The organism is Enterococcus sp. 5B3_DIV0040 (assembly GCF_002140755.1).
GTDB classification, from domain to species: Bacteria; Bacillota; Bacilli; order Lactobacillales; family Enterococcaceae; genus Enterococcus_D; species Enterococcus_D casseliflavus.
In genome coordinates this window covers 25,257-49,246 of record NZ_NGLC01000001.1, presented here as the reverse complement: position 1 = coordinate 49,246, position 23,990 = coordinate 25,257, and the positions used below count along the sequence as shown (strand labels likewise).

25 protein-coding genes are annotated in these 23,990 nt (G+C 45.0%); 6 read left to right on the top strand and 19 right to left on the bottom strand.

All coding sequences use genetic code 11. The features are described from left to right. Positions 1-144: 144 nt before the first annotated feature. The 3 genes from A5883_RS00285 (at position 145) to abc-f (ending at position 4,042) form a co-directional block, all read left to right on the top strand. Positions 145-2,145 carry a KUP/HAK/KT family potassium transporter gene (locus tag A5883_RS00285; RefSeq protein WP_005227748.1) on the top strand — a complete coding sequence of 667 codons (2,001 nt, stop codon included), beginning with the start codon at positions 145-147 and terminating at the stop codon, positions 2,143-2,145. Positions 2,146-2,225: 80 nt separating this feature from the next. Further along, positions 2,226-2,354: a hypothetical protein gene (locus A5883_RS19405; protein ID WP_005233423.1), complete on the top strand. Its 129-nt coding sequence runs from the start codon at positions 2,226-2,228 to the stop codon at positions 2,352-2,354. 104 nt (positions 2,355-2,458) lie between these two features. Next, positions 2,459-4,042, top strand: coding sequence for a ribosomal protection-like ABC-F family protein (gene abc-f, locus A5883_RS00280; RefSeq protein ID WP_086337759.1), 1,584 nt, complete (start codon positions 2,459-2,461; stop codon positions 4,040-4,042). A gap of 95 nt (positions 4,043-4,137) precedes the next feature. Here abc-f and A5883_RS00275 read toward each other — a convergent pair whose 3' ends face one another. The 15 genes from A5883_RS00275 to A5883_RS00205 form a co-directional block, all read right to left on the bottom strand. Further along, positions 4,138-5,598: a peptide MFS transporter gene (locus A5883_RS00275; protein WP_005227746.1), complete on the bottom strand. Its 1,461-nt coding sequence runs from the start codon at positions 5,596-5,598 to the stop codon at positions 4,138-4,140. Positions 5,599-5,955: 357 nt separating this feature from the next. Continuing rightward, entirely contained in the window at positions 5,956-7,140 is a 1,185-nt protein-coding gene (locus A5883_RS00270; RefSeq protein WP_005233419.1) for an acetate/propionate family kinase, read from the bottom strand. Positions 7,141-7,164: 24 nt separating this feature from the next. Beyond that, a complete protein-coding gene (locus A5883_RS00265; RefSeq protein ID WP_086337758.1) occupies positions 7,165-8,169 on the bottom strand; it encodes a class I SAM-dependent methyltransferase in 1,005 nt (334 codons plus the stop codon). Positions 8,170-8,336: 167 nt separating this feature from the next. Beyond that, on the bottom strand, positions 8,337-8,708 hold the full coding sequence (gene comGG / locus A5883_RS00260; protein ID WP_254907802.1) for a competence type IV pilus minor pilin ComGG: 372 nt from the start codon (positions 8,706-8,708) through the stop codon (positions 8,337-8,339). Beyond that, a complete protein-coding gene (gene comGF / locus A5883_RS00255) occupies positions 8,671-9,096 on the bottom strand; it encodes a competence type IV pilus minor pilin ComGF (RefSeq protein WP_005227741.1) in 426 nt (141 codons plus the stop codon). The genes comGG and comGF overlap by 38 nt, the downstream gene beginning before the upstream one ends. After that, positions 9,086-9,400, bottom strand: a complete 315-nt coding sequence (locus tag A5883_RS00250; RefSeq protein ID WP_015510481.1) for a hypothetical protein — start codon at positions 9,398-9,400, stop codon at positions 9,086-9,088. Before A5883_RS00250 ends, comGF begins: the two co-directional genes overlap by 11 nt. Continuing rightward, a complete protein-coding gene (comGD, locus tag A5883_RS00245) occupies positions 9,381-9,854 on the bottom strand; it encodes a competence type IV pilus minor pilin ComGD (RefSeq protein WP_086337757.1) in 474 nt (157 codons plus the stop codon). Before comGD ends, A5883_RS00250 begins: the two co-directional genes overlap by 20 nt. Beyond that, positions 9,829-10,134: a competence type IV pilus major pilin ComGC gene (gene comGC / locus A5883_RS00240; protein ID WP_015510483.1), complete on the bottom strand. Its 306-nt coding sequence runs from the start codon at positions 10,132-10,134 to the stop codon at positions 9,829-9,831. Before comGC ends, comGD begins: the two co-directional genes overlap by 26 nt. Further along, on the bottom strand, positions 10,131-11,159 hold the full coding sequence (gene comGB / locus A5883_RS00235; protein ID WP_034869028.1) for a competence type IV pilus assembly protein ComGB: 1,029 nt from the start codon (positions 11,157-11,159) through the stop codon (positions 10,131-10,133). Before comGB ends, comGC begins: the two co-directional genes overlap by 4 nt. Then, on the bottom strand, positions 11,113-12,075 hold the full coding sequence (gene comGA, locus A5883_RS00230; RefSeq protein ID WP_086337756.1) for a competence type IV pilus ATPase ComGA: 963 nt from the start codon (positions 12,073-12,075) through the stop codon (positions 11,113-11,115). The genes comGB and comGA overlap by 47 nt, the downstream gene beginning before the upstream one ends. A gap of 88 nt (positions 12,076-12,163) precedes the next feature. Next, positions 12,164-12,820 (bottom strand): tRNA (guanosine(46)-N7)-methyltransferase TrmB, encoded by a 657-nt coding sequence (trmB, locus tag A5883_RS00225; protein WP_086337755.1) that lies wholly within the window; start codon positions 12,818-12,820, stop codon positions 12,164-12,166. Between the two features lie 57 nt (positions 12,821-12,877). Further along, entirely contained in the window at positions 12,878-13,657 is a 780-nt protein-coding gene (locus A5883_RS00220; RefSeq protein WP_005227730.1) for a phosphotransferase family protein, read from the bottom strand. Between the two features lie 104 nt (positions 13,658-13,761). Next, the gene (locus tag A5883_RS00215) at positions 13,762-14,973 is read right to left on the bottom strand and encodes an ABC transporter permease (protein WP_015510486.1); all 1,212 of its coding nucleotides are present in this window, start codon (positions 14,971-14,973) and stop codon (positions 13,762-13,764) included. Continuing rightward, positions 14,970-15,704 carry an ABC transporter ATP-binding protein gene (locus A5883_RS00210; RefSeq protein ID WP_005227728.1) on the bottom strand — a complete coding sequence of 245 codons (735 nt, stop codon included), beginning with the start codon at positions 15,702-15,704 and terminating at the stop codon, positions 14,970-14,972. The genes A5883_RS00215 and A5883_RS00210 overlap by 4 nt, the downstream gene beginning before the upstream one ends. Before the next feature lie 77 nt (positions 15,705-15,781). Then, positions 15,782-16,261 (bottom strand): hypothetical protein, encoded by a 480-nt coding sequence (locus A5883_RS00205; protein ID WP_010749019.1) that lies wholly within the window; start codon positions 16,259-16,261, stop codon positions 15,782-15,784. Between the two features lie 212 nt (positions 16,262-16,473). Here A5883_RS00205 and A5883_RS00195 point away from each other — a divergent pair, with 212 nt between their 5' ends. The 3 genes from A5883_RS00195 to A5883_RS00185 all read left to right on the top strand — a co-directional run bounded on the left by A5883_RS00195 (position 16,474) and on the right by A5883_RS00185 (position 18,424). Continuing rightward, the gene (locus A5883_RS00195) at positions 16,474-16,899 is read left to right on the top strand and encodes an HIT family protein (RefSeq protein WP_005227719.1); all 426 of its coding nucleotides are present in this window, start codon (positions 16,474-16,476) and stop codon (positions 16,897-16,899) included. After that, positions 16,900-17,274: a YtxH domain-containing protein gene (locus A5883_RS00190; protein WP_060792575.1), complete on the top strand. Its 375-nt coding sequence runs from the start codon at positions 16,900-16,902 to the stop codon at positions 17,272-17,274. A gap of 115 nt (positions 17,275-17,389) precedes the next feature. Further along, positions 17,390-18,424 (top strand): peptidylprolyl isomerase, encoded by a 1,035-nt coding sequence (locus A5883_RS00185; protein WP_005227715.1) that lies wholly within the window; start codon positions 17,390-17,392, stop codon positions 18,422-18,424. A 170-nt stretch (positions 18,425-18,594) separates the two neighbouring features. Here A5883_RS00185 and A5883_RS00180 read toward each other — a convergent pair whose 3' ends face one another. The 4 genes from A5883_RS00180 to A5883_RS00165 form a co-directional block, all read right to left on the bottom strand. After that, positions 18,595-19,539, bottom strand: a complete 945-nt coding sequence (locus A5883_RS00180) for a 3'-5' exoribonuclease YhaM family protein (RefSeq protein WP_026008117.1) — start codon at positions 19,537-19,539, stop codon at positions 18,595-18,597. 16 nt (positions 19,540-19,555) lie between these two features. Further along, on the bottom strand, positions 19,556-22,231 hold the full coding sequence (locus A5883_RS00175) for an AAA family ATPase (protein WP_176323937.1): 2,676 nt from the start codon (positions 22,229-22,231) through the stop codon (positions 19,556-19,558). Further along, entirely contained in the window at positions 22,228-23,418 is a 1,191-nt protein-coding gene (locus A5883_RS00170) for a metallophosphoesterase family protein (RefSeq protein WP_254907801.1), read from the bottom strand. Before A5883_RS00170 ends, A5883_RS00175 begins: the two co-directional genes overlap by 4 nt. Before the next feature lie 193 nt (positions 23,419-23,611). Beyond that, positions 23,612-23,953 (bottom strand): YlbF family regulator, encoded by a 342-nt coding sequence (locus tag A5883_RS00165; RefSeq protein WP_005227708.1) that lies wholly within the window; start codon positions 23,951-23,953, stop codon positions 23,612-23,614. Between the last annotated feature and the right edge of the window lie 37 nt (positions 23,954-23,990).

Below are 23,990 nucleotides of genomic sequence, written 5' to 3'. Positions count from 1 at the left end.
TTAGGGGAGTAGCACATGGATCGTTCCATGATCTTAGATCAACAGCAAGCGGGAATCCGCTGGTTTAAGATGTTTCTTGCAAGACCTAAGTGGCAAGGGGCCGCTTAGGTCTTTTTGCAGTTTAAAATGGAGGGAAAACAGTCAATGAGTTCAAGTAAAATGAAAAAAGTGACCGCCGGCGGACTTTTAGTCGCCATGGGGGTGGTCTACGGTGATATCGGTACGAGCCCGCTTTACGTAATGAAAGCCTTGGTGGAGGACAATGGCGGACTACGCACCTTAACACCCGATTTTATCTTAGGCAGCGTCTCGCTCGTCTTTTGGACGCTAACGCTGTTAACGACGATCAAGTACGTCTTGATCGCATTAAACGCGGATAATCATGGAGAAGGCGGGATTTTCTCCCTTTATACCCTAGTTCGTAAAAACAGCCGCTATTTGATTATTCCAGCAATCATCGGGGGCGCAGCCCTGCTAGCAGATGGCGTGTTGACGCCAGCCGTGACGGTGACCACTGCCATCGAAGGATTACGGGGGATTCCAGTCTTTTTTGATCGCTTCGGCAATGATCAATCGATCATCGTCGGCATCACCTTAGCAATCTTATTGGTCCTCTTTGCCCTGCAGCGCTTTGGGACTGAGTTTGTCGGCAAAGCCTTCGGACCGATCATGCTAGGCTGGTTCACCTTCTTAGGCATCGTCGGTGTGATGAACTTTGCTGGTGACCTTTCAGTGATTCGCGCCCTTGATCCCCGTTATGCAATCAATCTGCTCTTTAGTCCCGATAACAGCGCCGGTCTCTTTATTCTCGGCAATATCTTTTTGGCAACGACTGGTGCGGAAGCCCTCTACTCAGACTTAGGTCACGTGGGCAAGAAAAACATTTATGCCAGCTGGCCCTATATCAAAATCTGCTTGATGCTGAATTACTTTGGTCAAGCGGCGTGGTTGCTGCAAGTCTATCAAAACCCGACTTATCAAGAAATCGAAAACTTGAATCCATTCTTCCAAGCGTTGCCGCAAGGGTGGACAGTCTTTGGCGTCAGCTTTGCCACCCTCGCTGCCATCATTGCTTCGCAAGCCCTGCTGTCTGGCTCCTTTACCTTGGTTTCTGAAGCCATCAAGTTGAAACTATTGCCGCGGATGCAAATCATCTATCCGGGGGCGTCTATCGGGCAAATGTACATTCCTGCCTTGAACACCTTGCTGTGGATCGCCTGTTCTGGCGTGGTCTTGTTCTTCCAGACCTCTACTCGGATGGAAGCTGCTTATGGATTGGCCATTACGGTAACGATGTTGATGACCACTATTTTGCTGTATTTCTACTTGCACCAAAACAAGAAGACCCGTTTCTTGGCACCGTTCATCACGCTCTTTTTTGCAGCGATCGAGGGGATTTTCTTTATCTCCAGTGCGACCAAATTTTTCCATGGCGGTTACGTTGCCATCTTATTAGCCAGCGTGATCATCGGCGTGATGCTGATTTGGGAATGGGGCAATCGTATTCAAGAAAATGCTGCCGAAGAAGTTGCACTTTCTACCTACATCCCTCAATTGAAACAGTTGCGGGAAGATGATTCTTTGCCGTTATCTCAGACGAACGTCGTCTTCATGGTTCCTAAGCTGCAAGACGATCAGATCGGTCAGCAGTTCATCTATTCCATTTTAGACAAACGACCGAAGCGTGCCAAAGTGTATTGGTTCGTCAATGTGGAAGTCACCGATGAACCCTATACGAAAAAATATGAAGTTTCGATGGCAGATACCGATTTTATCGTTAAACTAAAGCTTTATCTCGGCTTTCGGGTGCCGCAAGAAGTCAATCTCTACATTCGCCAAATCATTCAAGAATTAATGAAAGATGGTCGCTTGCCGCTGCAGCCGCAACGCTACTCCTTAACGCCTGGACGCAATGTGGGCGATTTCCAATTCGTGATGATCGAAGAAGAGCTGTCGAATGCAACTGCATTAAGCAAATGGCAGAAGCAAGTCATGCAGACGAAGCTTTTTATCAAACGCCATACCATTTCACCTGAACGCTGGTTCGGCTTAGAATACAGCGATGTGGTTCATGAGACCGTTCCATTAGTCATCGGTCAGATGAAAGAAAGCTCTCTGACAGAATTACGCATCGAGGAACGCTAAGAAACCGCCAGTACTGGTTGAACTTTCTAATACTTTCAGGTACACTGAAAAGACAAAGACACAAAGGAGGGGAAACTACCATGATGCGCATGACTAAAATAACAAGTAATGAAAATTACCAACGATACCATATCGCATTTAGCCATGCAATTGGTTTTACAGTTGCTGTTGACGGGACGAGTCTGTCCAAAACAGTGAAATTCACGTAAAATCAATGGCCATCTCAAGGTATTTTTCTCAAGAGAATCTGAGTTTAAATAACACTGGCCATGGATATCCATGGCCTTTTTGAGTGGTCTCAAGGAGAGAGATCATGATCATACAAGCAATTGCTATTAAAAAAACCATCGGCGGGAATCCGTTATTTGAGGAGTTATCCTGCCAAATCGAAGCTGGGGAAAAAATTGCCCTAGTCGGCATCAACGGAACGGGCAAATCAACCTTTTTACAAATCTTGACTGGCAGTGAAGGCGTCGATAGCGGCGTTATCAGCCGCCAAAAAGGCTTGAGGATCGGGACGGTCGAGCAAGAGCTGACAGTTTCTGAAGCAACCGTTACCCACTACCTGCTCCATTCTGCTGCTACCATTCAAGAACTCAAGCAGCAAATGAGCCATTACGAAGCCTTGATGGCAGAACCCGATACTGATTTAGAGAAGTGTCTGATCCGTTATGGCGAGTTGCAGCAGCGCTTTGAAGAGCTGGGCGGCTATGGATTAGAAGACCGAATTTCCGCGATCTTACAAGGCTTAGGAATTCCCCATCGACAGAACGCACGCTTAACAGAGCTTAGCGGCGGTGAACGGGTCAAAGTCGCTTTAGCCAAAGTGTTAGTTGCCGATGCTGACCTGCTGTTACTGGATGAACCAACCAATCACTTGGATCTTTCCAGTATCCGCTGGTTAGAAAATTATTTACAGAACACGAAAAAAGCGGTTCTAGTCGTTTCGCACGATCGGCACTTTCTCGATCAAGTCACCACCAAGACCTGGGAACTGGAAGAAGGCGCCTTGGTTGAGTATCCTGGAAATTACAGCCGATTTCGTGTCTTAAAAGAAGCTCGCTTGGCGGAGCTGACCAAAAATTACGAACTGCAGCAAAAAGAAGTCCAGCGGCTAAAAGTCATGATTCGTCGGTTTCGTCAGTGGGGCCATGAAGGAGACAATGAATCCTTCTTCAAAAAAGCCAAAGAATTGGAACGCCGCCTAGCGAAACTTACGCTGGTCAAACCGCCAGCGCCCCCGAAAAATCGGCTACAAGGCTTGGCAAATGGCGGAAAATCAGGCAAAGAGGTGTTCATCGTTTGCGACTTGCACCAGCAATATGCCGATCAGCTCCTATTCAAAGACAGTAGTTTTGCAATCTACCGTGGGGAGCATCTAGCCATCATTGGCGACAATGGTACTGGAAAATCAACCTTACTCAAATTACTTCTCGGTGAGGAGCTTCCTAGCGGCGGCACTATCAAGCGCGGCAGCAGCTTACAAATTGGCTATTTGCCCCAACAGCTGCAGTTTGCCGATCCTGAGAGTCGCTTGTTGGCCTACGTACAGACGTTGACAGGAAACGAAGAGGCTGCTCGTCGGCAATTGGCCAAAAGTGGGTTTTATCAAAGTGATGTGGCCAAACGAATCAAAGATTTATCTGGTGGTGAAAAAATCCGTTTGGCGTTACTGAAACTCTTTTTAGAAAAAATCAACGTCCTGATTTTGGATGAACCAACCAATCATCTCGACAGCTATGCCCGAGAAGAAATTGAAGAAATGCTGCAAGATTATCAAGGGACCCTGTTGGCGGTCAGCCATGACCGCTACTTTTTACAGCAGCACTTCCAAGAAGCCCTGGTCATTGCACAGCAGCAGATCACGCACCAGCCATTGAGCCCCTTGATTGATTAAGAGATTGATTTGCAACAAAAAAACTTGATTTTCCTACCGTATGCATGGGTTGTTCAATCCATGCATAGGCGGAAAATCAAGTTTTTATTTTTTGATCAATGAATGTTGCCGATCAAGTTGCGGATCGGTTTTCTAGCTAAATACAAGATGATACCGACAACAACGGCTACTCCGCCGACGATGCCATAGTACATCCCTTCTGTTTGCGGTGTGTAGAACCGAGCGATTTGCGCATTGATGGCTTGTGAAGAAGCGTCTGCTAACAACCAAATCGCCAAGGTTTGTGCTTCGAAGGCTTTCGGCGCAAGTTTGGTCGTCACCGACAAGCCCACCGGTGAAAGACACATTTCCCCTGCAATCATGATGAAGAAGCTCAATACCAACCATAATGGGCTGACCCGTTCTTCTACTCCAAACAAGAGGCTTGGCAGCATTAGCAATAGAAAGGACAAACCGGCTAAGACTAAACCGATGGCAAACTTCACTTCTGTCCGTGGCTGACGAGAGCCTAGTTTGGTCCACAACCAGACAAAGACAGGTGTCAATAAGACGACAAAAAGTGGATTTAAGGTTTGATACAAACTTGCTGGAATATTGATGCCGAATAACGTTGATTGCGTACGGTCAGCGGCAAACAATGCCAAGATCGATGAGCCTTGTTCTTCCAATGACCAAAAGACGATCGCTGACAAAAACAGCGGAATGTAGGCCAACACTTTTTTCTTTTCATCTGGTGTGACATCTTTCGAACGGAGCATTTTGGTAAAGTAGTAGATCGGTAAGAAAATACCTAGAACACTGATAAAGTTGATGAAGAAATCCACCGTCAGATGGCCAGTTGCAGCTGCTGCGCCAAACAACACTGCCAATGCGAGAAGAACCAGAACGACTGCTCGGAAGAAGGTTTTCTTTTCGGCTGCCGATAAGGGATTCGTTGGCGCGATCGCTACACTTTTCAACGTGGTTTTTCCTTGCACATAATACTGCACCAAACCGATGAACATCCCGATAGCAGCAATCGAAAAGCCTAAGTGGTAGTTGACCTCTTGTCCTAAGATCCCGACGATGATCGGTGCTAACAAGCCGCCAATATTGATCCCCATGTAGAAAATCGAGAAACCAGCATCCCGACGGATATCGTCTTTGCTGTATAAATGCCCCACCATACCCGACACGTTGGATTTCAAGAGTCCGGTTCCGATGACGATCAGCATCATGGACACAAACAACGCTGGAATCCCTAAAGGTGTTGCCAAAACGATGTGTCCTAACATGATCAAGATCCCACCATAAAAGACGGATTTATTTGATCCTAACAGACGGTCCGAGATCCAGCCGCCAACAATACTTGACATATACACTAAGGAACCGTAAATCGACATGATCGCCACAGCCGTTCCTTTTGGCAACCCTAAGCCGCCGTTGGCAACTGCATCGTACATGAAGTACACCAAAATCGCCCGCATACCATAATAACTGAATCGTTCCCACATTTCCGTGAAGAATAAAGTCGACAGCCCTCGCGGCTGACCTAAGAATGTTTTTTCTTTTTCCATATGTAATGGCCCCTTATAAAAATTAATGAAAATAAAATAGCGGAATTTTTCTGAAAATTCACAAATGCCAGTTTATTCCCATTTGGCAACTTTTACAAGGGTATTTCCCTGAGAACATCTTGTAAAAAAGGAGGGAAATTTAAATTCAAATGAAAGCAAAATGAGAAGCCCTCCACCTAGGTGCAGTATGAGCCAATTCTCATATGTATAATTATTAAATTATCTGTTTAAAAAATTAGAAAATGGTCTTCACCAATTTTTCTCTCTAGCCCCATTTTGCGGACTTTCCTACAAAAAAACACATGCAAGCATTTCTCTTGCATGTGTTTCAGCTTCTATTCTAAGGAAGGTTTTCGCTTAGCCGCGTAAACGTTCCACATCGCGAGCGATCATTAATTCTTCATCTGTTGGGATCAAAAGTACTTTGACTTTTGACTCTTCAGTTGAGATCACTAATTCTTCGCCGCGTTTTGCATTTTGATCGGCATCTAATTCGCAACCAAACCAAGTCATGCCTTTGATAACTTCGCTGCGGACGTGGGCATCATTTTCACCGATACCAGCAGTAAAGACGATCGCATCAACACCGTTCATGGTTGTGACATAGCCACCGATGTATTTACGGATGCGGTCAGTAAAGACGTCATAAGCAACTTTGACTTCTTCTTTGTCGTAGTTTGCTTCTAGATCGCGCATGTCGCTGGAAATACCAGTTAAACCTAATAAACCAGATTTTTTGTTTAAAACATCCACCATTTCATCGATATTCAAATCTAATTTTTCCATTAAGTAAGGCAAAACAGCAGGATCGATGTCACCTGAACGTGTGCCCATCGTTACACCAGCTAATGGCGTGAAGCCCATTGATGTATCTACTGATTTTCCGCCGTCAACCGCAGTGATCGACGCACCGTTCCCTAGATGGCAAGTGATGATTTTTAATTCTTCGATTGGTTTACCTAACATTTCTGCTGCACGCTCAGAAACATAACGGTGGCTTGTACCGTGGAAGCCGTATTTACGTACTTTAAATTCGTTATAGTACTCTAATGGCAAGCTGTATAGGTAATTGTGTTTTGGCATCGTTGCATGGAAAGAAGTATCAAAAACAGCGACACTGATGATTTCTGGCAAGATTTTTTTGAAAGCAGTGATCCCCATCAAGTTTGCTGGGTTGTGTAATGGCGCAAATTCAGCCAATGCTTGGATGCGTTCCATCACTTCGTCTGTGATCACAACTGAATCAGGGAAATCTTCTCCGCCGTGAACGACGCGGTGACCGACGCCAGTGATTTCATCATAGGCACCTAAAATGTTTAATTCGATCAGTTGATCCAATAACATTTTTACAGCTACTTCGTGATCGTTGATGTCGATGATTTGTTCGAATTTTTGATCTTCCCCATATTTGATGGTAAAGATAGAATCTTTCAAACCGATTCGTTCAACGATTCCTTTAGCGACAACTGTTTCCTCTGGCATTTGATATAATTGCCATTTTAAACTTGAACTTCCAGCATTGATTGCGATTGTTTTTGACATGATGATCTCCTTATCCGAATTATATTACAGATTTGCTGCTTTCCAAGCCGCAAATTGTTCAAAAAGTTTTGTGATGTTCTTTGGTTCTTTCAGTGAGGCTAGCTTGACCAGCAAGACTTCGTCTGCTTGTTTGCTTGTCCCTCCATGGTTTTGTAAAAGCAAAATACTTTTACGTGAATGTTCATTTTTAAAGAGTTCTTCAGGAAGCTGAATCATTCCTTGCAAATAAACCTTTTCTTTCAGCCATTTTTTCAAAAATTCACTCTGTTCCGTTTCCAAAAAGTTGCTTGGTACTAAGAACAAACCGTAACCGCCAGCTTTGACATAGTTCATCGCTTGTTCCAGCAACAAATGATGGGCGTAACTGTGCCCTTCTGGAGCCGCCGTAATGAAGCTGCGGGCTTTGTCATCTTGTGGGTAATAGCCCACCGGTAGATCGCTGATCGCCAGATCCATCGGTTCGATCAAAAGCTCTTGCAAGCCATCTTGATGGAACAAATGCAAGGGCGCTTTGGTCCATTCGCCAGTTGCAGCTGCGATCGCCAACAAGGTTTCGTCAATATCCACACCGGTTCCTTCTACTGGACGCTTCGCTAATTGCAGATTCAGCAAGACTGTCAATAAGAGATTCCCCATGCCTACCGATAAATCAAGAAGTTTCACTGGTTGGTCGGCACTACTCAACTGCTCGATCAAATAGACGAATAAAAACCCAAGACTATCTGGTGTCAGTTGGTGATTGGCCTGCAGGCGCTCCGTTTGGCTGCCTTTCAACAAAACCAACTGCGCAAGCTTGCGTTTTTCTTCTGCCGATAGTTCCATTGCTCGAATTTCTTGATAGATGGTTTCTAAACGAGCAGCAGTTGCTTCATCTGGTACCCCATCGATCACGCGAACTTGGTATTGATCAACAAAATTTTCGATCGTCTCTACGTAAGCATCAAAAAAAGACGTTTCCAATGCGTTTTGAAGCAGTTGGATCGCTTCAACGGTCAAATGAAAAGACGTTTCCATTTTTTCTGCGGACATCTTGCACCTCTTTTCAAAACTATAACAACATATATACCTGTTTAATTTTAGCCGATTCATCCAAAATAATCAATCGCTTTCGTTTAGAATAATTTGTGAAGCTGTAAACATTCTTTTTCTATTTCTGTATGAAAAAGGATGGTCGAAACAACCATCCTTTTCCTGTACTATTCTTCTTGGTCATCTGTGTCTATTTCAGGCTCTTCTTCGGGTAACAAAAAGGTAAATGTAAAGCGGCGGCTTTTGACATGGCACTCGATCTGTAAGAGTTGTCCTTGCCGTTCATAGGTTAACTTTCCTACATTATAAAGTCGTGACCCTTGATCTGCCAATTCGTTTTGCAAGAATTCCGTATGAAACAGTTCGCTCATGATGCGGGCTTCATAGGTTTCAATGGTTTTTGTATAAAAAAGGGCTGTTGTGCGGCTGTTTTCTAACACTAGCAATAACATCAAGCTCAACAGCTGCACAAACAACAATGCTGTGAGTAAAATACCGCCTTTATGCCGCCTCTTGTGTGTGAATTTTCCATTGTCCAATTTTCTGCTCTCCATTCTCAAAGGAAACGGTAAAGCGGATCGCTGCGCCAATTTTCTCAAAAGACACATCCGTTACTTCTGTCAATAGTGGTTGATACCCATTGTTGTCCCGCTTTCGCAGCACGCGATTGATGCGATCGATGGTGACCGAATTGTTTTGACTGCTTCTCAAATACAGTGTGGTCTCACTGACCGATAGATAGGTACAGGTACTTAATTCCCGTTCCAGCTGAAACAAAAACACATGCCATTCTTGATCTTTGCGAGCCATGATCTGCTGATTGACGGGTGCGAGGTGCTTAACGATCCCGCTGATCAGCAATAAGCAGATCGCCAATACCCATAAAGACAACAGACACTCCAACAAAGTAAAGCCTTTACTCTTCATACACGATCTCCCAGAGCTGCTCGCAGCTTTGGATGCGTGCTTGTTGATGCTGCGCTGCTTGCCAAAAGCGAACTTGATAGACTGCCTGACGCTGCGTCGTGTAGGTAATGGTTGACGCATCAAAGGAGTGGTTCTGGACTTCTTCATACAGCACCCGCAGCATTTGGGCTTTTTCTTGCAATGCCGCACTTTGCGTCAGTGAAGCGGTCTGCATTGCTAAAAACAGTAACACACAAGTTGCCAAGACCCCAAAGCCAATCAGGCTTTCTGCTAAGATGAACCCACTATTCAACGATTTTTTCATAACGGCCACTCCCAAATAAAAACTTATAGCTGATGGTTTGCTTTTTCTCCTGCCAATAGAAAATGATCCTTCGCAGACTGCTGTTGTTGCCGGATTGACTACTAAAAAGAATATCGGGAAACGCCTGCATCGCTAGTTGAGGAGGAACGTCGATCTTGGTGACTGGCTCAGTTGCAGCGCCGTAAAATGAAACAGTTGGTGTTGGCTCTGCTTGATAGATTGCTCGGGTTTGTGTGTTATCGATGATGGCCGATTGCTGCAAGGTATAGAGTCCTTTTTCTAAGCGAGCACAAAAGCCGAAAACTTCCGCAGATCGTTGATAGTACTCGATAGCCACGACGGGGAAAAAGAGAAAGAGACTACTGACCAAGAGTACCAAGAGACTTTCCATCAAGGTAAACCCAGAAAATCCCCTAGTGCCATTGTTCTCACTTTCTTTGCTCATAAATCGCATATTGTTCCTCAGATACATACCCTTCTGCAATCAATTCTTCTTTCGAAGGCACCCGATCTTCATTTAGACGAAAGAGTTCGATCTGGGTTTCCACTACTTTCACGATCGCCGCATTTCCTTTCTCATCAATGATTCCTCTTTGATTGGCAAGATTTGGGACAAACAACAAAACCAAAATACTGATCACTAATAAAACGACTAGCATTTCAACCAATGTAAAGCCTTTTTTGACACGCCAAATCCCCTGCTTGCGAGGAGATGCTACTTTCTTTTCTATCATTCGATCACTCCTTGGATATTTCCATAGATTGGTAAAAACATAGCGGCATAGATCCCAACGATCATTAAAGCAACCAACAAAAAAATCAGAGGCTGAACCCAGTGAATGGCTTTTTCGATTCGTTGAAACAAGCGTTCCATCAATAATTGACTGTATAAAAAAAGCTCTTCTCCTAACTTTCCTCGTACTTCTCCTTGAAAGACGATCAAAGAAAATTCGGGTGTGAGAAACGAGAAATGACGAAGTTTTTCTGGGAGTTCGCCCCCAAGTGTCAAGGTCACTCGCAGTTCTCGTGCTAATTCTTGGATCAAGGTAGCTTTATTGGTGTGCTCCATACACTCGATGATCTGTTGGATATCTAACCCTTGCTGAAACAACTTGCCCCATTCCAATGCGAAAAAACTCGTGTGATAACTCGTGTACAATGCTCCGAACAATGGCAGGTGGCTGAAAAACACAGCTTTTTGCAAGGCAGTGCGGCGGGCAAACACCCAGCGGCTGATCACAAAAAGCAGCACACTTAACAACAAGAAGAGGATAAGTACTGCTGGTGCCCAAGTGATGGCGCGAATGCCCCAATGACCTTCGTCGATCATGCCAGAGGCTAGCAATTGGGGCAATAAAAAGCGGTGCATCCCAAAAAGCGCAGCTATTAAAAAGACCAGTAACAAAAGCGGATAGGCAGCTACTTTGTACAGCAGCTGTTTTTGCTTGTTGACCAATTTATGGTAGTCGACCATCCGCCGCAAGGTCGCCGTGAGATCCCCATGATTTTCTGCTAAATGAAGCTGACTTTTTTCAGTAGCCGATAACGACAACGGCGCTACCGCTGCTGCAAAGCTTTGCCCTTGGGCGAGATGTACAATTAGCTGTTCGATCACAGGTTCAGAAAACTGGCGGCTGCGCAGCAGCACTTGGAGGCTTTCTTGTAGGGAAAAGCCACTCTCCAATAACACCGTGAAGGTGACTAAGAGGGCTTCAGTTGCACGGCGTGGTAGCTGGGGCTTCTTTTTCATAAACTTCATCGCTGATCCACCCACTTTCTTTCACTTGTTTTAATACCTGCTGCCACTTTTTTTCCACTTGCCCCTCATAAAAGTGATATGCCAGCAATCCATGAGGTTCATTCGCTTCATTTGGCAACAATCGCTGATAAATGATCCCTTGCAGCGCATGTGCCAGACGATCGTCTGGCCCGAGCAATTCCAGCAGCCGCGTCTTGGTTTCTGCTACACCTCGGGCATGGATCGTGGCAAATACTCGGTGACCTGTCAGAGCGGCTCGTACAGCGGCTTGCGCCGTTTCTTTGTTACGAATCTCGCCGATCAAAAGCAGGTCTGGACGATGCCGCAAGGACAAGCGAATCAATTCATCATAGTCTTGTTCGATCTTCAAATTGGTTTGCAGCTGTAAAAAGCGCGGCTCCTCGATCTCCACAGGATCTTCGATGGTAATGATTTGCCCCTTGGTTGCCCGAGCTAATTGATACATGAGGGTCGATTTCCCTGAGCCAGTGGGGCCAGAAAACAAATACAGCCCTCTTTGTTTGGTTGCCTGTTGGATCTGCTGGACGTCTTCTGCAAAAAAATAGCGCAGGTGCTCCTGAGTCAAAGGATAAAGAAACCGCATCACGAGACTTTCACGCCCTTGGTAATCACCGACTGTGGAGATGCGCAGCCGCTGCAGCTGATCGCCTAACGGATAACTGACTGCTCCTAACTGAGCTTTGCGTCGTTCTCCCACCTCCATTCCTCCTAAAAATTTGAAGCGAGTGATCAGCTGCTGGGCTTCTTCGTTGGTCAGTACTTGATAGGTCTTTCTGAGATAGCTTTTACTGAAAATCACCTCCATCTGTGTACCGCTCGGCAAAATGGCCAGATCCTGCATGCGTTCTTGTCTGCCATAGTGAATCAACTCATCTGAGAATGCTTGAATATCCACGACTTATCCCTCCTAAAAAGAAATACGCAAGCCTTTTGAGAATAGAAAAAAAAGACGAAGCAAATTTGCTTCGTCTTTCGTCTCTTCTTTATTCCTGCGGGTCTTTTGCCACAAATTGGGCTTCCACTCGATAGATTCGCTGCCCGCGGCTTGAGAATTTTTCTTCATATTCCGTCATGATATTGTTCTCAAAGGTACTGTTATGCAGGTCCAACCAAACTTGTTTGATGATCATGCCATATTGAGAAAAGCTCGCTAAGGAATACTCAAACAATCCTTGGTTGTCCGTTTTGAAATGGATTTCGCCATTAGGTCGTAAAATTTGCTCGTCCACCGCTAAAAAGGCTTTAGAAGTCAAACGGCGCTTCTCATGCTTCTTCTTAGGCCATGGATCAGAAAAATTCAAATAGATCTGGTCTACTTCATTGTCTTCAAAATAGTTGGTCAAAACCGAACCATCCACATGCAGCAGCTGCAAGTTTGGGATCTCCTGCTCGATCATTTTATCCAGTGCGATCGAAACGACACTGATCTGCATCTCTACCCCAATATAATTGATTTCGGGATGAGCTTTCGCCATTTCCGTAATAAATTGACCTTTTCCCATGCCGATCTCGATGTGTAGCGGATGATCATTGCCAAAGCGTTCATGCCAACGCCCTTTCCATTCGGTAGGCTCTGCAACGACGTATTGTGGATGAGCTTCAATCAGCTCTTTTGCACCTGCACGTTTTCTTACTCTCATGTTTCTTCCTTTCCGAAAAAACAAGATGGAACCAAATTGCCTCGCTCCATCTTCTCTTCATTCACTATAAATTCGTTTTAATTGTAAAATCTCTGCATTCATGGCTTTGTAATCGCCCCGCAGATAATATTTTTTGACCTCTTGCAGCATACTCAACAATGCATACCAATAAATTTTTTCGATCACTTCGCTGCTGCTATGGATACCGTAGCGCACCAGCCAATGGGACCAGCTGGATAGCGGCACATAGTGACCTAAAATAGTCCCGATATCGATTGCTGGATCTGCAAACATCACGGAATCCCAATCGACTAAATACAAATAGTTTTGACAAACCAGCCAATTTCGATAATTGACATCGCCATGGACGACCGCGGCTTTTTGCTCGTCAAAAGCTGGAATATTGGCTTTTAAATACTCGGTGACCAAATGAATAAAACGGTTTTGAGCCACCGCAGAAGGCAGCTGATCTTGATAATCCATCAGCATTTGTTCAGGCGATCTGACTTGTCCGCCGATTTTGCTTAGCATCTGTGCCAGCGTTTTTGAATGATGCAAGTGATACAACACATCAATGACGTCATTTCTTTGGCCGATCTCATCGGGATCTAAGACCCGTCCATCCAGCCATTCTTGTGCGGAGAGCGTATCCCCATTTCCCGTCCGTTTCGTCCAGACGAGTTTGGGTGCAATGCCCTCTTTAGAGAGTGCCGCAAGCATCGGGGTCGTATTTCGTTTGATAAAGACTTTGTCGTTGTCCTTGAGCCCGATATAGGCTTTCCCGGTGTCGCCTTTGATCGGCCGCATACGCCAATCTTGATCCAAGCGAATATCCATCCTAGCTTCTCTCCTTATTTCGCAGTACCTCTTATTCTAGCTTCCTAAAGGGTCGCCGTCAAGCGCATATGCGTTCGCTTTTTGTAAGAGAGGTTTCCTGAGGATCAGGCGTGCATTTTCTTTAATCGCCCTGGCAAGTAGATGCCTAAAAAAAGACCCGCAAAGAGGAAGAAGCCCACAAAAGCGATGCCCCCTTGCCAAACAACGGGCAAGCGCAAGCAACAGATCACGCCGAAAAAAACAGTCGTCACAAGCAAAAGTGACCCGATAATTTTTTTGATTGCTGCGGCTTTTTGTTTTTCTGGCACGGGATACAAATGGGTCAAAACCATGTATTGAAATTCATTGATCAAAGGGATCAGTTGGAAACCGATCAGATAAAGAAACAAGCAGCCGATCAGCAGACTGATCCAAAGCTCATCGACAAAGAATAAGACGAAGCCACCAATCAAGGATAAACGGACATAAAGACCGCCGTATTGCCCACCACGAATCACTCGGCGCAAGTAAAGATAAAGATACGTATTGCTTTGGGCTGGTTTGATCTTTGCCAGCAACCAGTCGAGGTATTTGCGTCGTTTGGCTTCCGTCGTGATTTGGGGAACATCTGTAAACAAGTTGATAAATCGATAAATCCGTAATAAACGCGATTGCTCGGCTTGGATCATATAGTCCCAATCCAAGAGCTGACGATTAGATTTCACGCCAAAGAGGAACCAGATTGCTTGGAGGATGCTGATCACCAACCCTAGCCAAGGTGCTACATAAATACTGGCAAGTGTGGCAGCTAACGCACTGGCGAACCAGATTCCTCGCTGCTGTTTGACTTGCTGCTGTGTTTCTTGATACAACCGAATCCGCTGCAGTGAAAGATCCCCCAGTTTTAACAGCCACATCATTCCTAAAAAGAAGGGAAAGGAAGCAAATGTACTGTTTGCGGTGACCACGACCAAAGGCATCGTTGCTCCTACGGCTAAAAATAAGACCCCAAAGGGCAGCCAGAGGGAATAACGCAGGGCTTGACTGAGGTAACTTCTCATTTGCCCTTCTTTGGCTAACAGAAAAATCAAATCTGCCGGTTTCGTCAGTGTCGCTAAGCGTCCCAGCGGTAAAACGAAGAGCCAAACAGCGACCACGATGATGCCGCCTAATGGAAACGGCCGCGGCAATGTTTTTAGCAATTCTGAATAATACAGCCCCAGACCTCCCACTAAGAAGGTGCTGATCAAAGCAAAATGATCATTGAAGACATAGCGCAAATAGCGTGTCATCTGTTTTTGATGCCGCTGTAAGCGTTGCGAGAAAAACTGCTTCATGCTTGACTCTCCTTTGTCAGTGCGAGGTACAGATCATCAAGGGAGGCTTCTGGCGCTTGAAATTGGCTTCTTAGCTGCGCCAATGTCCCTTGTGCGCGGATCTCACCGTTATGCAGTAGGATGAATTTGTCACAATACTTCTCTGCGGTTGCTAAAATATGGGTGGACATCAAAATTGATGCCCCGGTTTGTTTCATCTCATTCATCAGCTCCAATAACGCATTGATCGCTAAAGGATCTAATCCTAGAAAAGGTTCATCAATGATGTAGACGCTTGGCTCAATCAAAAAGGCACACAGCACCATGACTTTTTGTTTCATCCCTTTTGAGAAGTTTGCTGGGAACCAATCGAGTTTGTTTTCTAAGCGAAAGGTTTTTAACAAACGCTCCGCTCGCTTCATGGCTTCTTCTTGCGGAAGGTCATAGGCCATCGCTGTCACTTCAATGTGCTCTCTTAAGGTCAATTCTTCATATAAAGATGGGGTTTCGGGAATATACCCGATTTGTTTGCGGTATTGCTCTGGGTTCTCCTTCAAGGTCAAGCCGTCGATCGTGATCGTCCCGCTGTGAGGTTGCAGTAACCCGATGATTTCTTTGATCGTCGTACTCTTCCCCGCCCCATTCAAGCCAATCAGACCAACGAGCTCACCATCGCCGATCGTAAAATCAATATTTTTTAAGACTGGCAGCTGGTTATAACCGCCTGTCACATTTGCTACTTGTAAAGTCATTCTTTTCCTCCGATTCGCCTAATTACGGCTTTCTGTCAACGTAGGCTCTTTTTTCAATCCGCTAGCAAAACCGTTGCTTATTTTTCTTTATTCGTGACTTGTAAGATAAATTCGTTTTCTCCCACTGTAATGGTTTCTTGCGGCAATTCTTGGCTGCCAAAGCGTTCTTGCCACAGTTGTGCATCACTCGCTGGAAAAATGACCATTTGGATCGCACCGGCGGCAAGACGGGTAGTAAAGGCTTGGACAGCAGCAGGTTCAGCATAGGAAACCAGACTGATCCTCAACTCTTCTTTTTGATACCCTTGGTCGATCGCCCAGGTCTCAATGGCTGTCTCCAATTCACTCTGCACCGTAGGGTCCATCGCTGTTTCAGTGACGATGGCGGCATTGACTACTTCTTCTTTTGGACGCGTTAGCGAATAGGTGATCGAACCTGCGAACACCACAAAAAGCGTGATCGCAATCAACCATTCTTTATAGGCATAAGCCAAGTAGCGGAGCTTCGCTGAAGTCGTTGTTTTTTTCTGTAAGGTTTCTTTGATGATCGGTTTCATAGGTTCCTTCTTTCCAATTGATTTCTGATATTAAGTCTAGGGTTGTTGGAATCTAAATGCAAGCGTTTCTCGCTCGCTTTTCGCATTTCTTTAAAAAAGCGCCTTTGTTGAAGGAACAGTTGCCTTGTTCCGACTTTTTCAAAGAGGAAACCAGACGAAAAAAAGCAAAATATGGTAAAGTAGAGGTAATAGATCAAGGAGGTTTTTTTACAATGGAAAATTGTATTTTTTGTAAAATCAACAATCGTGAGATCCCTAGCTACAAAGTCTACGAGGATGAGCAAGTTTATGCCTTTTTAGATATTTCCCAAGTCACCCCTGGTCATACATTGGTGATTCCCAAAACCCATGTGACGGATATTTTTGAGTACGATGAAACGTTGGCAGCAGCGGTTTTTGCCCGCATCCCTAAGATTGCTCGGGCGATCGAAAAAGCATTCCCTGAAATCGAAGGCTTAAATATCATCAACAACAATAAAGAATTGGCGTATCAATCGGTCTTCCATTCCCATGTCCATTTGATTCCTCGTTACAGCAAAGACGATGATTTCAAGATCCATTTTGGCAATCACGCAGACAATTACACGGGGGAAGAACTAGCGGCAATCGCCGAAAAAATTGGAAAGCAGGTGGACTAAATGATCGGCAATTTTCTTAAAGGACTATTATTCGGGTCCATCGCCGGCGGCTTAGGCGGTTTGCTTTTTGCACCGAAAAGCGGCAATGAAACCCGTGAAGAATTGATTCGCTATTTAGATGACACGACAGAAGCGACCTTAGAATTCAATGACAGCGTCAAACAGCTAAAAGATGCCGTAATGGTGACCCGCAAAACGATCGACGAAACGATCCCTGTTGTTACGGAGTCTTTCACGAAAGATTTGGAAGCCTTCAAATTCCAAGCCCAACCGCGCCTTGCTCGGATCAAGACCCAAATGGAGCAATTGAATCAACACATTACGACGATTCAAGCCCAAAGCGCAGCGGATGACAAACAAATCGAAAATTTGTAGTTTTTATGAATTTTGTTTGAAACATCCACTGTTTTCTTCCCAACCATTTCTAGAAGTGGTATAGTAGGTGCAGTGATTATTATGAATCTTTTTAGAATTAGGAGTGCTTAAACGAATGAAGAAAAAATTACTTTTAGTAGCAGTCAGTGCAATGAGTCTTTTTGCATTAGCGGCTTGTGGAAACTCAAGTGAGGAAATCGCAACAATGAAGGGCGGTAAAATCACTGTTCAAGATTTTTATGACAAAGCAAAAACAAGTTCAGAAAACCAACAAGCGTTGCGTCAAATGATCGTCTTAAAAGTCTTTAATGAAAAATACGGCGATGACGTGACTGAAGAAATGATCGACGAACAATTCAACAACGTGGCTGAACAATACGGCGGTAGTGATTCCTTTGAATCAACCTTGACTGCTTCTGGTTATACGGTGAAATCTTACCGTGCAGAATTGAAAGAACAGCTTGCGTTACGTGAAGGCTTAAAAGCCAACATGGATATTACTGATGAAGAAATGAAAACTGCTTGGGATTCTTTCCACCCAGAAGTAGAAGCACAAATCATCAAAGTAGCAAGTGAAGATGATGCCAAAGATGTCTTAGAAGAAGCGAAAAAAGATGATGCTGACTTTGGCGAAATCGCTAAAGAAAAATCAACGGATGCAGCAACAAAAGAAGATGGCGGAACGATCAAATTCGATTCTACGTCAACTGCTGTGCCAAACGAAGTGAAAACAGCCGCTTTTGATTTAAAAGATGGTGAAATCTCTGAAGTGATCTCTGCAACCAACACGTCGACTTATACGACGGAATACTATATCGTGAAAATGGTGAAAAACCAAGACAAAGGCAACGATATGGATAAATACAAAGATGAATTGACTGAAATTGCTCAAAACACGTTGTTGAATGATTCAACCTTTATGGCAGCAACGATCGGTCAAGAATTGCAAGCAGCCAATGTGAAAATGAAAGACTCTGACTTAGCAGACTTGCTTTCTGATTACATCACAGCTGCCGAAACAGAAGATTCAACTGCTGACTCTTCTGCAACAGATGCAACAGACAGCTCAGCAGCAGATTCTTCTGCTACTGAGGCAACCGATGATTCTACTGCAACAAGTGAAAGTGCTACAGATTCTTCTGCTGAATAAACGAACAAAGAAGTGCCGTCATAGCGGTGCTTCTTTTTTTGTGCCGATTAGATTTCTATCTACGATTCAACTGTTTTTTCCAGCAGCTAAAAAAGCCACGCTAAGCAAGCCTAGCGTGGTTTTTGTTCTTTCTATCATTCACTTTGATCGATCAAGCTGCAACATCACTGCTACACTTCTTTTGGTACATAAAAACTCCGATTGTCCATGCCAAAAATTCGGTCTGTGTATTGACCAGGTTCTGTCAGGCGGATCGAGGTCAGCATCATTTGCATGGAAGCATCCAAATTATCGATCTGATGGAGGATCTCCGCTTCCATTATGCGGGGCCGAACAGGTGACCCATATTCTAACAAGCCATGGTGGGCTAAGACCATATGCCGCAAAACAACGATGTCTTCTTGTTTGTCATCAAATTTCAAAGCAATACAGGCTTGCGTGATTTCTTCATCCACTAAGACCAAATGCCCTACTAGATTCCCCGCTAAGGTATATTCTGTCGTCATGGGACCTGTCAACTCGATCACTTTTCCTAAATCATGTAAAATAATGCCCGCATACAGCAGTGACGCATTTAATTCAGGGTATTCTTTGACGATCGCTTTTCCTAAACGCAGCATAGTTGTCGTATGATACGCCAATCCACTGGCGAAGGCATGGTGATTGCGCTTCGCAGCTGGAAAATCAAAGAATTCCTTTTTATACTTGTTCAACAAGAAACGGACGATGCGATTCCAGTGAGGATTTGTGATCTCAAACAAGGTTTGACTGATTTCTTCTTCCATCTCTTCTTTTCGCAAGGGCGCTTTTTCCATGTATTGGCTTGGTTCGTGGGGTTCTTCCGGCTTCGCTAAACGCAAATGCATGATTTTGACTTGCGGATTGCCTTGGTAAACTTCTCGTTTCCCATCTAGTAGTACCACTTTCCCGGGTTCAAAACGAGCGATTTCTTCATCTGATGCATCCCAAAACTTTCCATCGATCGTGCCAGATGTATCCTGAAACGTGAAGGCAATAAACTTTTTGCCGTTTTTCGCGATCCGTACATCGGCATTTTTGATCAGTAAGAAAAGTTGAAACGTTTCATCAACAGTTAATTCACGAATTTTTTTCATGGGCTTATTTGGCCGATCAGCCAAATCTTTCACTTCCTTTACTCAGATCCTGGATAGGCTGCTGGTACTTCTGATAATAGCTTACCATTTCTTGGTCAGAAGACAAACAAATTACTTGATAACTTTGTCCAAACTCTTTTAATAGTGCTGCGAAGCGTTCCTTACGAACACTGTCATAATGCAACCAACCATCATCAATAATGATCGGGCACAACGGGTGATTTTTTTGCAGCGCTAGATAACCGAAACGTAACGCCATGATCAACTGATCCTTCGTTCCTGTGGACAAGTCAATGATCGAAAAGGTCTCGCTGGCATTTGCCGCTACTAACAGACCATTTTCCAGAAGAATCTTTTGATAACGTCCGTTTGAAAGCTGTTCAAAATAAGTCGAAGCGGCTGACAATAGCTGCGGCAATTGCTGTTCTGACAATTCAGTCGTGACATCCGTCAAAATTGAAGCCGCCAACTGACGACTGCCCCATGCCACAGCGAGTTCTTCAATGACCGCCTTCAGCTCACTTTCTTCTTGATAAAGCTGATTCAAGGTGCCGTTTTTTTGACTGGCTGCTGCTTCTAATTCCAAGCGTTGTTTGTGTTCCGTCAACTGCTGCATTTGTGCCTGAAGCTGTGTTTGCTGCTGCTTGATCTGGTCTTTTTGCTGCAGCAATTCTGCTTGTGTGACTGGTTTGGGATAGATCGGTGTTAACATCCCCGCCAATTCTTCTGCTCGCTGCTGCGTGCGCTGCGCTGCTTCCCATTGCTTCAACCAGAGGCTGATTTCTGCAGGGTGATCTAACCCTTGCTGCTGCAAGAGCGCACTGGCTTGGGCAAACAGCTGGTCGCGTTCGTTGCGGGTACGGGTCAATTGTTGGGCCAGTAACGTGCTAGGTTGTTGCAACCGCGAAAGCTTGATCGTTTGCATCTCTTCATGAAACTTCTGCAACATCGCCGCTTTTTCTAACAAGGTTTTGTTTTGCAGCGGCAGCCACTCCGCATACGGGCGGAATTGCTCCTCAAAGGGGGCCAATTCTTCCGTGACCGCTTGCCGTTCTTGATAGGCTTGCTTGCGCTGCTGTGAGTAGGCTTGATAGCTAGCAACATCTTCATCATAGGCGAATAGATTCGACTGCCAGTTTTCCACCGGCAAATCACCAAAAAAGGGTGTCAACGCTTGGTGGGCACGGCTGATCTGCTGCTGCTTTTGCTGCTGTTCATTTTCCAGCTGTGCCAACTCTTCGCCCAGCAGATCCAGCTGCATGAGGACCGTCTGCCATTCTTGCTTGATGCCTTGCTGCTTGTTTGGTGCTGCTTTCATCAGCGGCAAAATACTGCCGATGATCGCTGCGATCCCCGCACCTAATGCAAGCCAGCGCCAGGGACTTGGCAAAAAGATACCGATCACTGCGACTAGCCCACCGACGATCCCTAGCGGCCATAGTGGGCGAGAAACGGGCTTGCGGCCAATCAATTGAGGATGCTGCTGTTCTAAGCGGGCCGCGGTGTCTTGCAAAGGTTGCGCTTTTTCTTCTAAATGCCTCATGCGCTTTTCGAGCTCTTCTAACTGCACACGTTCTTGCAGTAAACGTGTGGTTTGTTCATGGATCGAAGCCGTTACTAGCGGCGGCGATTTTCTGCTCCACTGGCGCTTTTCAATCAAGCGATTCAACTCTGTGATGGCGACTGTTTCTTGTTGATTGGCTGCTGCTTCACGATCTGCCAAACGCGCCATCGTCACTTGCTGCTGCAGCAAGTGATTGATCTGATGCTCGTGATCAAGGTAAAAGAAATACTTGTCTGATTCTTTTCCTTGCTCCAACTGATCTAATTCGGCTTCTTTTTTGCGAATTTCTTCCGTCAGCTGCTGATACTGCTGATAAAACTGTTTGATGGCTTGGACTTGCTGAGGATCGGCTAGCGTATCTGCTGGTGCCATTTGCTGCCACTCTTCATAAAGGCCCCAGTGACTCAGCTGTTGCTGATTTTCCTGATAAGCGTCATTCAATGCTTGATACTGGTGCCGCAAGTCTTGGATCTGTTCTTGCAGCTGGGCGATCTGTTGATACTGCTGTTGGATGCGGCTTTCTTCGCTTTCTTTTTCCGCAATCGTTTTTTGCAGTTTTTCTAATTGTTTTAACGCTTGGTTCAAAGGCAGCTTTTGCCCTCGTGGCTTGTATTGCTGCTGATTGGTGGTTTCATATTGCGCCACTTGCTGCAGCATTTTTTGACTGCCGCTGATCCCTAGAGAAATCAACGCTTGGTGCAGCTCATTTTCTTCTAGCTTATCGATCTGGGTCAATTGCTCTTGCTGAAAAGTAAAGACATCGAAGAACAATGCTCGATTGAGGGGCTGCAGGTGTTGTGCCAGCCATTGCTCATCGACCGTCTGGCCAGCGACATGGACTTTGGCACGACCACGGTCCACTTGCCGATAGCGTTCCACGATCACTTCGCCGAAGGGTTCCAGCGCCAACCATAACTTGCCACCGTAAGCAGCACCGTTTTTGGGGGTATAGTCTTTTTTCTTGGCTGTCTTTTTCGAAAAGCCAAACAAAATGGCGGCAATAAATTGATACAACGTCGATTTTCCGATCTCGTTGTGCCCAAAGAGCAGCTGATTTTTCGGATGAAAGGCAAAGCTTTGTTCATGGTATTTCCCAAAACCGGTAATCTCTGCTTTTAAAATTCTCATGACTGCTCCTCCCATTGAAAGTCGTCTTTCAACAATTGCTTGGCTTGCTGCAAGACTTCTTCTTGAAATGATTCATGGGTGATCCCCCGCTGGATCAGTGGATGCTGCAATAGATCCGACAATCGATCCGCAAACATCTCTGGCGACTCATACATCGCTAAAAACTGCAGCATATAATCTTCTGATACCGCCAATGCGATCTTGTCTTCATTGGCTTGCTCGACTTCAAGGGCATAGATCACTTGCAGCGGCTCTGTTTGTGCCAACCGTTCATTGAGGTAGGTCAGCCATTCATTTTTTTCCGCAGCTGGAAACCAATCTGGCGGCAGCTGCTGCACATCGGTCAACACCAGATGCAGCAAGCGCGAACCAGGACTTTTTAAGCGCTCGATGATCGCTGGCAATACGGCATTCGAGGCAGTCACATCCGCTAAGGCGACCACTTGCTTTTGCCAAGCGATCTCTGCGATCTCCAAGCGCTCGATCGTTGGTCCCTGCGGCGTTAAGTCTGCCAAAATCACCCCAGTCGCCTGTTCTTTCTTGGTCTTTCCTTGAGGTGTACCTGGATAGAGAATCGGTGGCTGCTCTGAGAGCGTCTTAGGTACATGGATGTGCCCCAAGCCCCAATAATCATAGCCTTTTTGCTTCATTTCACTGATTGAAAAGGGGGCATACCGTTCACCAGCTTGGTCCCCATGGTAAAGCCCGATATGGTAATCCACCGCTGCTCTTGCAGGAAATTCTGTTACTTTATTTTCAGTAATCCAAGGATGTTGGTAGCTAAATCCACTGATTGCATAGGTTTCACCGTTTTTCGTTGTTCCTTGAACCGTTTGAACTTCTTCTGATGAAAAGAGAATGACGTTTTCTGGAAAAGCAAACCAGTACCGTTGCGGATCATAATAATCATGGTTGCCGAAAATCATATAGACAGGGATCTGTGCTTCCCCTAGTCGTTGCAGTTGGGCAAAAAAGTCATGCTGCACTTTTAGACTCGGCCGTGCTTGATGGAATGTATCCCCAGCCAGCAAAACAAAATCGACCGCTTTTTCTAAGGCAACATCCACCAAATTACGGATGATTTTTTGATTGATGGCAGGGAGTTGGGTCTTCACTTTTTCAGATAACAAATGAACCCCTTCAAATGACCGGTCGATATGCAGGTCTGCACTATGTAAAAATCGCATTTCTTTCTCCCTCCTTAATGCTTCTATCATAACATTTCTCAGGCATTTCGTCAGCAAAATACGAAAATTTGTTCGCCTTTTTCATAAAAAAAACCAAAGAAGCGATTTTGAAACTTCTTTGGAAAAGGCTCTTGCAGTTGCAGCCGATTGCTCTGAAGATTCACTTGCTTCTTTGGTCTTTGTTTGTTGGCGATTACGCTTCGTATAGATCTCTTACAGGACCCATGATGATGCGGTTCAAGTCATTGGCTACTAAGCTGAAGGCTTGCTCTTTTTGCATCAAGTCAGAAACAATGCCGTCTTGTTGAATTTTTTGCGATAATTCTTGGGCTTTTTGCGCTTCTTCTTCTGTCATTTCTTCGCCAGCCATCATTTTTTGTTGCAGGCTTTGTTGCAACTCTTGAAACTCTTTGAATAACGCATACGCTTCTTCATTTGCTTTCAAGCGGTCGAAAGAACCTTTCAAATCTTGAAACTGTTCTGACTCGCGTAATTCACGTTCTAATTGGTTTGCTGTATCATAAATATTTGCCATTTTGACGCCTCCTCTTTTTTTCTAGTATACCATTCTT

Excerpts from the sequence above, each read along its gene's own strand:
- A5883_RS00265 (WP_086337758.1), bottom strand. The coding sequence starts at position 8,169 with ATGTCCGCAGAAAAAATGGAAACGTCTTTTCATTTGACCGTTGAAGCG.
- comGB (WP_034869028.1), bottom strand. The coding sequence starts at position 11,159 with ATGAAGTTTATGAAAAAGAAGCCCCAGCTACCACGCCGTGCAACTGAA.
- A5883_RS00285 (WP_005227748.1), top strand. The coding sequence starts at position 145 with ATGAGTTCAAGTAAAATGAAAAAAGTGACCGCCGGCGGACTTTTAGTC.
- A5883_RS00180 (WP_026008117.1), bottom strand. The coding sequence starts at position 19,539 with ATGAAAAAAATTCGTGAATTAACTGTTGATGAAACGTTTCAACTTTTC.
- A5883_RS00190 (WP_060792575.1), top strand. The coding sequence starts at position 16,900 with ATGATCGGCAATTTTCTTAAAGGACTATTATTCGGGTCCATCGCCGGC.
- abc-f (WP_086337759.1), top strand. The coding sequence starts at position 2,459 with ATGATCATACAAGCAATTGCTATTAAAAAAACCATCGGCGGGAATCCG.
- comGD (WP_086337757.1), bottom strand. The coding sequence starts at position 9,854 with ATGCGATTTATGAGCAAAGAAAGTGAGAACAATGGCACTAGGGGATTT.
- A5883_RS00270 (WP_005233419.1), bottom strand. The coding sequence starts at position 7,140 with ATGTCAAAAACAATCGCAATCAATGCTGGAAGTTCAAGTTTAAAATGG.
- A5883_RS00195 (WP_005227719.1), top strand. The coding sequence starts at position 16,474 with ATGGAAAATTGTATTTTTTGTAAAATCAACAATCGTGAGATCCCTAGC.
- A5883_RS00215 (WP_015510486.1), bottom strand. The coding sequence starts at position 14,973 with ATGAAGCAGTTTTTCTCGCAACGCTTACAGCGGCATCAAAAACAGATG.
- comGC (WP_015510483.1), bottom strand. The coding sequence starts at position 10,134 with ATGATAGAAAAGAAAGTAGCATCTCCTCGCAAGCAGGGGATTTGGCGT.
- A5883_RS19405 (WP_005233423.1), top strand. The coding sequence starts at position 2,226 with ATGATGCGCATGACTAAAATAACAAGTAATGAAAATTACCAACGATAC.
- A5883_RS00275 (WP_005227746.1), bottom strand. The coding sequence starts at position 5,598 with ATGGAAAAAGAAAAAACATTCTTAGGTCAGCCGCGAGGGCTGTCGACT.
- A5883_RS00250 (WP_015510481.1), bottom strand. The coding sequence starts at position 9,400 with ATGAAAAAATCGTTGAATAGTGGGTTCATCTTAGCAGAAAGCCTGATT.
- A5883_RS00170 (WP_254907801.1), bottom strand. The coding sequence starts at position 23,418 with ATGCGATTTTTACATAGTGCAGACCTGCATATCGACCGGTCATTTGAA.
- A5883_RS00165 (WP_005227708.1), bottom strand. The coding sequence starts at position 23,953 with ATGGCAAATATTTATGATACAGCAAACCAATTAGAACGTGAATTACGC.
- A5883_RS00175 (WP_176323937.1), bottom strand. The coding sequence starts at position 22,231 with ATGAGAATTTTAAAAGCAGAGATTACCGGTTTTGGGAAATACCATGAA.
- A5883_RS00220 (WP_005227730.1), bottom strand. The coding sequence starts at position 13,657 with ATGGATATTCGCTTGGATCAAGATTGGCGTATGCGGCCGATCAAAGGC.
- A5883_RS00210 (WP_005227728.1), bottom strand. The coding sequence starts at position 15,704 with ATGACTTTACAAGTAGCAAATGTGACAGGCGGTTATAACCAGCTGCCA.
- A5883_RS00185 (WP_005227715.1), top strand. The coding sequence starts at position 17,390 with ATGAAGAAAAAATTACTTTTAGTAGCAGTCAGTGCAATGAGTCTTTTT.
- A5883_RS00205 (WP_010749019.1), bottom strand. The coding sequence starts at position 16,261 with ATGAAACCGATCATCAAAGAAACCTTACAGAAAAAAACAACGACTTCA.
- trmB (WP_086337755.1), bottom strand. The coding sequence starts at position 12,820 with ATGAGAGTAAGAAAACGTGCAGGTGCAAAAGAGCTGATTGAAGCTCAT.
- comGF (WP_005227741.1), bottom strand. The coding sequence starts at position 9,096 with ATGAAGAGTAAAGGCTTTACTTTGTTGGAGTGTCTGTTGTCTTTATGG.